12 protein-coding genes are annotated in these 11,217 nt (G+C 72.0%); 7 read left to right on the top strand and 5 right to left on the bottom strand.

The annotated features are described in order from the left end of the window. The 5 genes from MTDSW087_RS22690 to MTDSW087_RS22710 all read left to right on the top strand — a co-directional run bounded on the left by MTDSW087_RS22690 (position 1) and on the right by MTDSW087_RS22710 (position 4,571). Positions 1-765 carry an enoyl-CoA hydratase-related protein gene (locus tag MTDSW087_RS22690; RefSeq protein ID WP_144767139.1) on the top strand — a complete coding sequence of 255 codons (765 nt, stop codon included), beginning with the start codon at positions 1-3 and terminating at the stop codon, positions 763-765. A 26-nt stretch (positions 766-791) separates the two neighbouring features. Beyond that, entirely contained in the window at positions 792-1,610 is an 819-nt protein-coding gene (locus MTDSW087_RS22695; protein ID WP_144767156.1) for an SDR family NAD(P)-dependent oxidoreductase, read from the top strand. Between the two features lie 222 nt (positions 1,611-1,832). Continuing rightward, positions 1,833-2,693, top strand: a complete 861-nt coding sequence (locus MTDSW087_RS22700) for an SDR family oxidoreductase (RefSeq protein ID WP_144767140.1) — start codon at positions 1,833-1,835, stop codon at positions 2,691-2,693. A 25-nt stretch (positions 2,694-2,718) separates the two neighbouring features. Beyond that, positions 2,719-3,723, top strand: a complete 1,005-nt coding sequence (locus tag MTDSW087_RS22705) for a magnesium transporter CorA family protein (protein ID WP_144767141.1) — start codon at positions 2,719-2,721, stop codon at positions 3,721-3,723. Between the two features lie 95 nt (positions 3,724-3,818). Further along, complete coding sequence (locus MTDSW087_RS22710; protein WP_144767142.1) at positions 3,819-4,571, top strand: SOS response-associated peptidase; 753 nt, start codon at positions 3,819-3,821, stop codon at positions 4,569-4,571. Between the two features lie 71 nt (positions 4,572-4,642). Here the strand turns inward: MTDSW087_RS22710 and MTDSW087_RS22715 are convergent, their stop codons facing one another. Beyond that, complete coding sequence (locus tag MTDSW087_RS22715; protein WP_238178777.1) at positions 4,643-4,849, bottom strand: translation initiation factor IF-2; 207 nt, start codon at positions 4,847-4,849, stop codon at positions 4,643-4,645. A gap of 105 nt (positions 4,850-4,954) precedes the next feature. Between MTDSW087_RS22715 and MTDSW087_RS22720 the strand changes: the two genes are divergently transcribed. Further along, positions 4,955-6,292, top strand: coding sequence for an aminotransferase-like domain-containing protein (locus MTDSW087_RS22720; protein WP_144767143.1), 1,338 nt, complete (start codon positions 4,955-4,957; stop codon positions 6,290-6,292). Positions 6,293-6,296: 4 nt separating this feature from the next. On the opposite strand, the gene MTDSW087_RS22725 is transcribed toward MTDSW087_RS22720, so the two are convergent. From MTDSW087_RS22725 to MTDSW087_RS22735, 3 genes are read right to left on the bottom strand one after another with little or no spacing between them, the layout of a single operon-like run. Beyond that, the gene (locus MTDSW087_RS22725) at positions 6,297-6,554 is read right to left on the bottom strand and encodes a hypothetical protein (protein WP_144767144.1); all 258 of its coding nucleotides are present in this window, start codon (positions 6,552-6,554) and stop codon (positions 6,297-6,299) included. A 57-nt stretch (positions 6,555-6,611) separates the two neighbouring features. After that, positions 6,612-7,868 carry a class I SAM-dependent RNA methyltransferase gene (locus tag MTDSW087_RS22730; protein ID WP_144767145.1) on the bottom strand — a complete coding sequence of 419 codons (1,257 nt, stop codon included), beginning with the start codon at positions 7,866-7,868 and terminating at the stop codon, positions 6,612-6,614. Next, positions 7,865-8,608: a TlyA family RNA methyltransferase gene (locus MTDSW087_RS22735; protein WP_144767146.1), complete on the bottom strand. Its 744-nt coding sequence runs from the start codon at positions 8,606-8,608 to the stop codon at positions 7,865-7,867. Before MTDSW087_RS22735 ends, MTDSW087_RS22730 begins: the two co-directional genes overlap by 4 nt. A gap of 88 nt (positions 8,609-8,696) precedes the next feature. Between MTDSW087_RS22735 and MTDSW087_RS22740 the strand changes: the two genes are divergently transcribed. Continuing rightward, positions 8,697-9,248: a superoxide dismutase family protein gene (locus MTDSW087_RS22740; protein ID WP_144767147.1), complete on the top strand. Its 552-nt coding sequence runs from the start codon at positions 8,697-8,699 to the stop codon at positions 9,246-9,248. Between the two features lie 50 nt (positions 9,249-9,298). Here the strand turns inward: MTDSW087_RS22740 and MTDSW087_RS22745 are convergent, their stop codons facing one another. Then, positions 9,299-10,648, bottom strand: a complete 1,350-nt coding sequence (locus tag MTDSW087_RS22745; RefSeq protein ID WP_144767148.1) for an MFS family transporter — start codon at positions 10,646-10,648, stop codon at positions 9,299-9,301. Positions 10,649-11,217 lie beyond the last annotated feature (569 nt).

Here is an 11,217-nt window from a genome sequence, read left to right on the forward strand (position 1 = left end):
ATGACCGAGAACATCCGGATCGAGGATCTGCCGGGCGGGGTCCGTCTCGTGACGCTCGACCGCCCCGAGAAGAAGAACGCGCTGACCGGGGTCATGTACGACGCCATGCGCGGCGCCCTGGAGGCGGCGGATGAATCGGACGCGGTCGGCGCCGTGGTCTTCGCCGGGGTGCCGGGCGCCTTCAGCGCCGGCAACGACATCGCCGACTTCGTCACCCGGGCGGAGAAGGCCTTCAGCGAGGCGCCCTCGCTCCGCTTCATCCGGCAGCTCGCCCGCACCAGGACCCCGATGGTCGCGGCGGTGGACGGCGTCGCGGTCGGAATCGGCACGACGCTGACGCTGCATTGCGACCTCGTCTATGCGAGCCCGGCCGCGCGCTTCCGCATGCCCTTCGTGGAGCTCGGCCTCGTGCCGGAGGCGGCCTCCAGCTACCTGCTGCCGCGCCGGGTCGGCCGGCTCAAGGCGACGGAGCTGCTGCTCCTCTCCGAGATGTTCGGCGCCGACCAGGCCGAGGCGCTCGGCCTCGTCAACGCGGTGATGCCCTCGGACATGCTGGTGGAGCACGCGGTCGCTCAAGGGACGCGGCTCGCTGCCCTGCCGCGCGGCGCGCTCGCCGCCTCGCGGGCCCTGATCCGCGGCGACCAGGCGCAGGTCGATGCCGCGCTCCAGGCCGAGGCGGAGGCCTTCGACCGGCAATTGCGCACGCCGGAGGCGCAGGAGCGCTTCCAGGCCTTCCTCGCCCGCGCCAAGCCCGCTTCCGCGTGAGCGCGCTCGCCGGCAAGGTCTGCCTCGTGGCCGGCGCCTCCCGGGGCGTCGGGCGGGGCATCGCCCGCGGCCTCGCCGAGGCCGGCGCCACGGTGATCGTCACCGCCCGCTCCAGCGAGACCGGCCCCCGCACCGAGATGCGCTCCGAGGCGATCGAGGACACCGCCCGCGAGGTCGACGCGGCCGGCGGCCAGGGTCACCACTATCTCTGCGACCATCTGAGCGAGCGCGCCGTGGACGAGCTGGTCCACTGGGCTCTGCGCCGCTTCGGGCGCATCGATGTCGCCGTGTCGAGCGTCTGGGGCGGCAACGAGGGCTATGACGGCGCCCGCTACCTCGACGGCGCGGCCTGGGGCACGCCGTTCTGGCGCCGCTCGGCCGAGCCCTATGCCCGTTTCCTCGAGGTCGGCCCCTACGCCGCCCTGCTCTTCGCCCGCGCCGTCGCCCCCGCCATGGTGGCGTCGCGCTCGGGCCTCCTCGCTCTCGTCTCCTTCGGCACGGAGGAGGGCTATCTCGGCGACGTCTTCTACGATTCGGCCAAGGCCGCGACCAACCGCCTGGCACTCGCCTTCGCGGAGGAATTGCGCCCCCACGGCGTGACCGCGCTCGCGCTCTCGCCCGGCTTCGTCGCCACCGAGCGGGTGCGCGACCTGGGCCAGGAGGCGCTCGCCACCGAGAGCCCGCTCTATGCCGGCCGGGCGCTGGCGGCGCTGGCAGCCGACGCCGAGGTGGCGCGCCATGCCGGCCGGGTCCTGCACGCGGCCGACCTCGCCCGCGCCTACGGCTTCACCGACGCGGACGGGACGCAGCCGGAGCGGTTCAGGGTCGGGCCGGGGGTGGCGTGAGCGATTGGGCGTGGGAAGCGCGACAGGCCCCCTCTCCCGTTCGGGAGAGGGTTGGGGTGAAGGATGAGAACGTTTCGGAGGGGTCGCGACGGTGAGGCGGCTCGTGCGGAGCCCTTTCCTGACAGGTCTCGACCCTCACCCTGTCCCTCTCCCGAACGGGAGAGGGGACCCGCGTTCGATCCGGATCTTTCGCAGATCAATGATGCAGAATCGGAGCACACGATGACCGGCACCTTGCGCGGAAAGACCCTGTTCATCACCGGCGCCTCGCGCGGCATCGGGCTCGCGATCGGCCTGCGCGCCGCGCGCGACGGGGCGAACGTGGCGATCGCGGCCAAGACCACCGAGCCGCATCCGAAGCTGGAGGGCACGATCTACACGGCGGCCGAAGCCATCGAGCGGGCCGGCGGCAGGGCGCTGCCCCTCGTGGTCGACGTGCGCGACGAGGCGGCGGTCGAGGGCGCGATCGCGCAGACGGCCGAGACCTTCGGCGGCCTCGACATCGTGGTGAACAATGCGAGCGCCATCTCGCTCACCCCGACGCCGCAGACCGAGATGAAGCGCTTCGACCTGATGCACCAGATCAATACGCGCGGGACCTACATGGTCTCGAAATACGCGATTCCCTATCTGGAGAAGGCGCAGAACCCGCATATTGTGATGCTGTCGCCGCCCCTCGACATGGCGGAGAAATGGTTCGCCCCCCACCTCGCCTACACGATGGCGAAGTTCGGCATGTCGATGTGCGTGCTGGGGCTCGCGGGCGAGCTGCGCCGCAAGGGCATCGCCGTGAACGCGCTCTGGCCGCGCACCACCATCGCCACGGCCGCGATCAACAACCTGCTCGGCGGCGAGGCGCTGATGAAGGCGAGCCGCACCCCCGAGATCATGGCGGATGCCGCCCACGCCCTGTTCCTGAAGCCGTCGAAGGAGGTCACTGGCCGCTTCCTGATCGACGACGCCTTCCTGGCGGAGCAGGGTGTCACGGACTTTTCAAAATACCGCGTCACACCCGGCATCCCTCTTGCGCCGGACTTCTTCGTGCCGGATGCGAGCCTACCGCCACCCGGCGCGCTCGACTGAGCCGCCCCATGCTCCGAGCCCCCTTGTGATCTTCATCCACCAGCCGGTCTCCGTCGCCGGGACGACGCAGCTCGAACGCCGCGCGCTCGATCTTCAGGACGCCATCCCCGAGGACACCGTCTGGCTCGACCTGATCCGCCCGAGCCGCGAGGAGGAACTGAAGGTCGAGGGCTTCTCCGGGATCGAGGTGCCGACCCGGGAGGAGATGAAGGACATCGAGCCCTCGGAACTCCTCTACGTGGAGGACGGCGCCCGCTACATGACCGGCCGCCTGCTGTCGAAGGTGAGCGATTCGGAGGAGCCGGGGCTCGCCGGCATCACCTTCATCCTGCGCGGCAACCGGCTCGTCACCGTGCGCTACGAGGAGCCGCAGGCCTTCCGCATGTACACGCAGCGCGCCGGCCGGGCCACGGGCAACGGGCCGACCGCGGTGATCTCGGGCGAGTCGATCCTCGCCGGGCTGATCGAGGCGGTGATCGACCGCGCCGCCGACGTGCTCCAGCTCCAGGGCGAGCGCATCGACCGGCTGTCTGCCAAGATCTTCGAGGTGCAGGACGATCCGAGCGCCCGCAACACCGCCCTGCAGGACACCCTGCGCGCGCTCGGGCGCCACAACGACCTGATCTCGAAGCAGCGCGAGAGCCTCGTCTCGATGGAGCGCATCCTGCTCTCGCTCTCGGCCACCTACCGCACCAACAAGGCCCCGCGGGAGCTGCGCGAGGACGTGCGCTCGACGCTGCGCGATCTGCAATCGCTCGAGGAGCACGCGACCTTCCTCTCGACAAAGATCAACTTCCTGCTCGACGCGACGCTCGGCCTCGTGAACCTCGAGCAGAACAACATCATCAAGCTGTTCTCGGTCATGGCGGTGGTGTTCATGCCGCCGACCCTGATCGCCTCGATCTACGGCATGAACTTCAAGACCATGCCGGAGCTGGAACTGCCCTTCGGCTATCCGCTCGCCGTGGTGATGATGGTGGTGGCCGCCGTGCTGCCCTACGCCTTCTTCCGCTGGAAGCGCTGGCTGTAGGACGCGATCGGCTCGTAAGAGCCGCAAGCGCGACCGCGCGTCGCCGCCCATGCGGCGGATCAAGGCTGTCAGGCCTTGCACTGGGGACGATACCGATGTGCGGACGCTTCTTCATCGCGCAGGCGCCGCAGGTCTTCGCCGAGTTCTACCGCTATCCGGAGCGGCCGAACTTCCCGCCGCGCTACAACGTGGCGCCGACCCAGCCCGTGCCTGTGGTGCTGTTCGAGACTGGCGGGCGGCACTTCTGGGGCTTCTGGCCCTCCTGGCTGAAGGACCCGAAGGGCTTCCCGCTCATCATCAACGCCCGCGTCGAGACGATCCTCGACAAGGCGACCTTCCGCGGCGCGGTGCGCCACCGCCGCTGCATCTTCCTCGCCGACGGCTTCTACGAGTGGCGCCGCGAGGGCACCGGCCGCACGGCGAAGAAGACGCCCTACCTGATCCGCCGCGCGGACGGGGCGCCGATGGCGCTCGCCGGCCTATGGGATGCCTGGCTCGGCGCCGACGGCTCCGAGCTCGACACGGCGGCGATCGTCACCACCGGCGCCAACGGAACCATGGCCGCGATCCACGACCGCATGCCGGCGATCCTCGACCCCCGCGCGATCGAGCCCTGGCTCGACACCCGCAGCACCGATGCGGCCTCGGCGGCCGCCCTGTGCCGGCCCTGTCCCGACGCGTGGCTGCGGCTCGACCCCGTGAGTCCGCGGGTGAACGACGCGCGCAACGACGATGCCGGCCTGATCGAGCCGATCGAGCAGGCCCGCCCCGGCCCGGCCGAAACGGAGGCGCCGCCCGCGGAGCGCCCGCGTTCCAGCGACGAGGACGACCAGAGCAGCCTGTTCTGATCCGGAGCGCTCTCAAGCCGAAGCGGAGACCGGTTCGGCGAAAAAGAGCGCGTTAAAACAAAGACTTGCCTCTAGGCACGCCAGAACGGCTTGAGGCTCTCGGCCCGTACGGCGATCGCGTCGAGGCCCGCCTCGCGGATCTGCTCGGAATGCAGCGCGGCGAGCGCGCGCCGGGCGCGGATGCGCCGCAGCCAGAGGCGGGGGAGGGCGGCCTGCCCGTCGCGCGCGGCGGCGCGCGGGCTGGCGGTGGGACAGGTGTGCAGCGTGGCGGCGGACATGGTCGGCGATCCTGTGGCGGGGAATGCAGTCCGGCCGGGATTGCGCGCCGAGGATTGAACCGATACTTATCTCGGTGCAATCGAAACATTGACCTCGGAGCAATAATGCCGAGCCCGGATTATCGCGCCGTCGCCGACGCGGTCGCCGCCGAGATCGCCGCCGGCCGGCTGCGCCCGGGGGACCGGCTGCCGCCGCAGCGGGACTTCGCCTATGCCCGCGGCATCGCGGTCTCCACGGCGAGCCGGGTCTATGCGGAGCTCGCCCGGCGCGGGCTCGTCCTCGGCGAGGTCGGGCGCGGCACCTATGTCCGGTCCGATCTCGGCGCCCCCGGGACGATCCAGGCCGAGCCGCCGCCGGCCGCGATCGACCTCCAGCGCACCCACTCGCACCTGCCGCAGCAGGAGAGCCTGCTCGCCGAGACGCTCGCCGCCCTGCCGCGGCTCGGCGCGTCCGAGGCGGCCCTGAGCCAGTTCGGGCCGGCCGGCACGCCGCGTGCCCGCGCGGTCGCGGCCCGCTTCCTCGCCCGCGACGGATACGCGCCGGACCCGGACGGCATCCTGTTCACCGGCAACGGGCGGCAGGCGCTCGCCGCCGCGCTCGCCGCCCTGGCGCCCCCCGGCGAGCGCATCGGCTGCGAGCCGCTGACCTATCCGGTGGTGAAGGGCATCGCCGCCCGCCTCGGCATCGCGCTGGTGCCGCTGCCCATGGATGCGGAGGGCGTGCGGCCGGAGGCGGTGCTGCAGGTCCACCGCGCGCAGCCGCTCGCCGGGCTCTACCTGCAGCCGACCCTGCAGAATCCGCTGGGCGCGACGATGGGCCTAGGCCGGCGGGCGGAGATCGCAGCGCTCTCCGCCGAGACCGGGCTGACCGTGGTCGAGGACGCCGTCTACGGCTTCCTGTCGGATGCGGTGCCGGTCGCCGCCCTCGCACCCGAGCGGACCATCCTCATCGACAGCCTGTCGAAGCGGGTCATGCCCGGCCTCACCATCGGCCTGATCGCGAGCCCGCCTGCGCTGGTGGACCGGCTCGCGGCCTCGGTGCGCCAGGGTGGCTGGACGGCGATGGGGCTGCCGCTCGCGGCCGGGGTGCACTGGATGAGCGACGGCTCCGCCGCGCGCCTCGCCCTGGCCAAGCGGGCGGATGCGGCGGCGCGCCAGGCGCTCGCCCGCGAGGCGCTGGCCGGCCTATCCGTCCGCGGCGACCCGTCCGCCTACCATCTCTGGCTCGAACTGCCCGAGACTTGGCGGGCCGAGGCCTTCGCCGCCGCGGCACTGCGCCGGGGCATCGCGCTGATCCCGGCAGCGTCCTTCGCGGTGAGCCCGGGCTATGCCCCGAACGCCGTGCGCCTCGCCCTGGCCGTGCCGGCGCGCGTCGACCTCGCCCGGGCCTTGGGCGAACTGCGCCGCCTCGCCCTCGCGGGCGACGACCAAGCGGTGGAGTAAAAGATCAGCAACCCTTGCAGATGCTGCCCTCGATCTTGTCGATCTCCCGGCGCTCGCGGCTTTGCGCCTTGGGGGAGGGGACCTCGCCGGGGCCGAGGGAGGTGCCGGGCGGCTTCGTGACACCCTCGCGGTTGGTGTAGGGCGCGGTGATCGTGCTGTCGGGGCCGCCGCCGGTGCCGGTGCGGTCCGCGGGCTGGGCCTGCGCAACGGCGGTGAGCGCTGCGAGGACGACGAGGGATCGGAGCAGAGAGACGAGGGGCATGGCGAACCTCCGCCCGACCCAACGCGCGAGAAAGGCCAAGGTTCAGCGCGGGATGCGTCAGCGCGGCCGGCGCAGGCCGGGGCGCCGCTCGGGCACCTTCGTGAAGACGCCGACCATCTCCAGATGGCCCGAATAGCGGAACTGGTCGACCGGGGTGACCCGCTCCAGGCGGTAGCCGCCCGCGGCGAGGGTCGCGGCGTCGCGGGCGAAGGTGCCGGTGTCGCAGGCGACGCCGATGACCCGCGGCACCTGCGATTCGGCGAGCTGGCGTGCCTGCGCCTCGGCGCCCGCCCGCGGCGGATCGATCACCACCGCGTCGAAGCCGTTGAGGTCGTGGGCGAGAACCGGGCGGCGGAACAGGTCGCGCCGCTCCTGGGTGATGCGGCGCAGGCCCGTCGATGCCCGCACAGTCCGGTCGAGGCCGGTCAGCGCCCCCGCATCGCCCTCGACGGCGTGCACGTCCGTGCGCCGGGCCATGGCGAGGCTGAAGGGGCCGCTTCCGGCGAAGAGGTCGGCGACGCGCTTCGCCTTCTTCGGCAGGGCCTCCAGCACCAGGGCGGTGAGCGCCGCCTCGCCGGCCGCCGTCGCCTGGAGGAAGCCGCCGGGCGGCGGGAAGAGCTGCGCGTCTCCTGAGCGGATCACCGGGGTCGTGCGCTCCACCACCACGTCGCCGTGGAGCGAGAGGCGGGCGAGGCCGTGCGCCTCGGCGAGCCGCACCAGGGCGGCGCGCACCCCCGCCTCCACCGGGCCGTGGCCGCGGATGTCGACGTCGAGGCCGCTCTCGGTCGCCGTCACCAGCACGTCGAGGGGCTTGCGGCCGTGGCCGAGCGGCGCGCTCAGCGCCGCCGCGAGGGCGGGGGCGGGGTGCAGGGCCGGCACGGTGATCGGGCAATGGTCGATCGCCACGAGGTCGTGGCTGCGCGCCGCCATCAGCCCGGCCTCGGCCCGGCCCTCGCGGTTGCGCACATGCAGGGTCAGGCGGCGGCGGCCCTCGCCGTGCCCGTCGACCGTCGGCTCCGGCTCGATGCCGATCCCCGCCTGCGACAGCGCCTGGGCGAGGAGAGCCTGCTTCCAGGTCGCGTAGGCGGCGGGGGCGAGATGCTGCGTCGCGCAGCCGCCGCAGCGCCCGAAATGGGGGCAGAACGGTTCGATCCGGTCGGGGGAGGGGTCGAGCACCGCGTCCAGCACGCCGCGCCCCTCGGCGCGGGTGATCGTGACGCGCTCACCCGGCAGGGCGCCGGCCACCGGCGTGCCGTCCGCGGCGATGCCGTCGCCGCGGGCGCCGAGTCGGGCGATGGTGACGGTCTCGCTCATGCCTCGGCCTTCCGCGCAGCGATCAGGAATTCGGTGTTGCCGTCGCCGCCCTGGATCGGCGACGGGATCAGGCCGCGGACGGCGAAGCCGAGCCCTTCGAGGACCGCCCGCACCTCGGCGCAGACCGCCTCATGCACGGCCGCGTCGCGCACGATGCCGCCGCGGCCGACCCGGTCGCGGCCGGCCTCGAACTGGGGCTTGATCAGCGCGACGAGGTCGGCGCCGGAGGCGAGCAGCCCCGCCACCGCCGGCAGCACGAGGCGCAGGGCGATGAAGCTCACGTCGATGCCGGCGATATCCGGAACCGGCGCGAGCCGGGTGCCGGCGAGGTCGCGGATGTCGGTCCCCTCCAGGCTCGCGACGCGCGGGTCGGCGCGCAGGGTGGCGTGGAGCTGGTCGCGGCCGACATCGACCGCGTGGACGAAGGTGGCGGCGCGGCGCAGCAGCAGGTCGGTGAAGCCGCCCGTCGAGGCGCCGACATCGAGGGCGGCGCGGCCCCGCGGGTCGAGCCCGAAGGCGTCGAGGGCGGCCTCGAGCTTCAGCCCGCCGCGCGAGACGTAGGGGTGCGGCGCCTCCGCCTCGATGCGCGCGCCCGGCGCGATCGCCTCGGAGGGGCGGGCGACGACGCGGCCATCCGCGCGCACGAGCCCGGCCGCGATCGCGGCCTGGGCCCGCGCCCGGCTCTCGAAATGCCCGTGCTCGACCAGGTAGCGGTCGGCCCTGAGCCGGTCCCCCGTCATCGTACTCTCAATAAACCGGAAGCATGAGCGGCCTGTCGGCCGGTCGCATCGCGCCTAACTAGCCCGGCGTCACGAGGAGAGCCATCACATGACACGCATCCTGCCCCTGCTCGCGCTGGCCGCGGGCCTCGCGCCCCTCCAGGCGCTGGCCCAGGAGCCCGCCAAGCCCGCGGGCCAGGCGCCGGCCGCGCCACAGACCTACGAGACCGCGATCAAGAACAACAAGGGCGAGGACATCGGCACCGCGAGCTTCCGGGACGGCGCCAACACGCTGGTCGTGCGCATCGCGATCAAGGCGGGCGGCCTGACGCCGGGCTGGCACGGCATGCATTTCCACGCGGTCGGCGACTGCTCGGACACGGAGAAGTTCGCCAACTCCAAGGCCCATGTGAACCACGACCAGAGCAAGCACGGCCTGCTCAACGCGGACGGGCCCGACGAGGGCGACCTGCCGAACATCTTCGCGGCCACGGACGGCTCGGCCAATACCGAGGTGTCGAGCGAGACCTCGCTCGGCGGCGAGGGCGGCCTGAAGGATGCCGACGGCTCGGCGCTGGTCTTCCACGCCAAGGAGGACGACCATACCAGCCAGCCGATCGGCGGCGCGGGCGACCGGGTCGCCTGCGCAGTCATCAAGTAGTCGGGTCCGAGTCTCCCTCCCCCGTGGACGGGGGAGGGACGACCGGTCCGTCAGGCGTGGGCGAGGGCGGACTTCTTGCCGAGTGCCTCCTCGACGGTGCCGGCGCCGTCGAGATAGCCGTGCACCTTCGGGTTCGGCATGATGAGCGAGGCGACGAAGGCGATGGCGAGCAGCACGGTGACGTACCAGAAGAAGGTCGTCTCCATGCCGCTGTCCTTGAACCACAGGGCGACGTACTCGGCCGTGCCGCCGAAGGTGGCGTTGGCCAGCGCGTAGGACAGGCCGACGCCGAGCGCGCGCACCTTGGTGGGGAACAGCTCCGCCTTCACGATCCCCGAGATGCCCGTGTAGAAGCTCACCACGAGCAGGCCGAGGGTGATGTACAGGAAGGCGAGGTAGGGATCCGTGTTGGACCCGATCGCCGTCATCAGCGGCACCACCATCAGCGCGCCGAGGCCGCTGTAGAGGATCATGTTGGCCTTGCGGCCGATCCGGTCCGAGAGCCAGCCGAAGAAGGGCTGGACCATCATGTAGACGAGCAGCACCGCCGTCATCGTGCGCGAGGCCACGGTCTTGTCCATGTGCGCGGTGTTGACGAGGTATTTCTGCATGTAGGTGGTGAAGGTGTAGAACACGAGCGAGCCGCCCGCCGTATAGGCCAGCACCACGCAGAAGGCGCGCCAGTGCTTGAACAGCTCGCTGAAGGTGCCGGCATCCTCCTTGTCGGAGCCGCCGGTCTCGGCGAGCGAGCGGCGCAGGTAGAGGGCGACGACCGCCGCGAGCGCACCGATGAAGAACGGGATGCGCCAGCCGTAAGCCGTGATCTGCTCGCTCGTCATCACCCCCTGCAGCACGATCAACACCAGCGAGGCCAGGAGCTGGCCGCCGATGAGCGTCACGTACTGGAACGAGGCGAAGAAGCCGCGATGGCCCTTGAGCGCCACCTCGCTCATGTAGGTCGCGCTGGTGCCGTACTCGCCGCCGACCGAGAGGCCCTGCAGCATGCGGGCGAGGAGCAGCAGGATCGGGGCGGCGGCGCCCACCGTCTCGTAGGTCGGCAGGATGCCGATGAAGAGCGAGCCCGCGCACATCATCAGCACCGAGATCACCATCGAGGTGCGGCGTCCGACCCGGTCGGCGATGCGGCCGAACAGCCAGCCGCCGATGGGGCGCATGAAGAAGCCCACCGCGAAGATGCCGGCCGTCTGCAGGAGCTGGCTGGTGGCGTCGCCCTTCGGGAAGAAGGCCGGGGCGAAGTAGATCGCGAAGAAGGCGTAGCAGTAGAAATCGTACCACTCGACGAGGTTGCCGGAGGACGAGCCGACGATCGCCATGATGCGGCGGCGGCGATCCGCGGCGGCATCCGCCGCGGACGGCGCGATTCCGATCGAGTCTGCCATTCTCTCTAGCTCCCGGCGTTTCCCTCGCCCGCGCCGCGGGCAGCCTCGTTGTGCGGTGCGGGCCTAGCACGGGGCATCGGGGCCCGCGAAGGGCGCGGGCCCTGAGAGGGTGAGGTACGCACGCGAACTGTCACTTAATCCCGGCGGAAACCGAATAACCCTGCCAAGGATTTGCCCAGCCCGGCAGGGCTTCCGGCAAGGCTTCCCGCAGGATCTCGGGGAGCCCGCGCGCGGCCTTCTTCCGACGCGATGAGACGGAACGGTTTGCTGGCCGTTGTCGTTGCGGGGCGGCACGATGACCGGTCGTGGCCAGTAACGGGGTCAGTAACGCGCCGGTCGAGATCGGTACAGGGACAGGAAAACTCGCCATGAACAAGCTCGTTCGGAGCACGATGACGGCTGCCTTGCTGGTGGCCGGCGCGTCCGTCGCCCTCGCCCAGGGTGGCGCGGGCGGCGGTGCGGCAGGTGGAGCAGGGGGCGGTGCCGGCGGCGGCGCCGGCATGGGCGCGGGTGGCGCGGGTGGCGGAGCGGGCGGTCCGGCCGGCGGCGGCGCCGGAGCGGGTGGCGGG

The sequence above is a fragment of the Methylobacterium dankookense genome, from assembly GCF_902141855.1.
In the GTDB taxonomy this organism is placed as follows: Bacteria; Pseudomonadota; Alphaproteobacteria; order Rhizobiales; family Beijerinckiaceae; genus Methylobacterium; species Methylobacterium dankookense.

Coding starts and splice junctions, on each gene's coding strand:
- MTDSW087_RS22690 (WP_144767139.1), top strand. CDS start 1: ATGACCGAGAACATCCGGATCGAGGATCTGCCGGGCGGGGTCCGTCTC.
- MTDSW087_RS22720 (WP_144767143.1), top strand. CDS start 4,955: ATGCCGAGCCCGGATTATCGCGCCGTCGCCGACGCGGTCGCCGCCGAG.
- MTDSW087_RS22725 (WP_144767144.1), bottom strand. CDS start 6,554: ATGCCCCTCGTCTCTCTGCTCCGATCCCTCGTCGTCCTCGCAGCGCTC.
- MTDSW087_RS22715 (WP_238178777.1), bottom strand. CDS start 4,849: ATGTCCGCCGCCACGCTGCACACCTGTCCCACCGCCAGCCCGCGCGCC.
- MTDSW087_RS22710 (WP_144767142.1), top strand. CDS start 3,819: ATGTGCGGACGCTTCTTCATCGCGCAGGCGCCGCAGGTCTTCGCCGAG.
- MTDSW087_RS22735 (WP_144767146.1), bottom strand. CDS start 8,608: ATGACGGGGGACCGGCTCAGGGCCGACCGCTACCTGGTCGAGCACGGG.
- MTDSW087_RS22740 (WP_144767147.1), top strand. CDS start 8,697: ATGACACGCATCCTGCCCCTGCTCGCGCTGGCCGCGGGCCTCGCGCCC.
- MTDSW087_RS22745 (WP_144767148.1), bottom strand. CDS start 10,648: ATGGCAGACTCGATCGGAATCGCGCCGTCCGCGGCGGATGCCGCCGCG.
- MTDSW087_RS22730 (WP_144767145.1), bottom strand. CDS start 7,868: ATGAGCGAGACCGTCACCATCGCCCGACTCGGCGCCCGCGGCGACGGC.
- MTDSW087_RS22700 (WP_144767140.1), top strand. CDS start 1,833: ATGACCGGCACCTTGCGCGGAAAGACCCTGTTCATCACCGGCGCCTCG.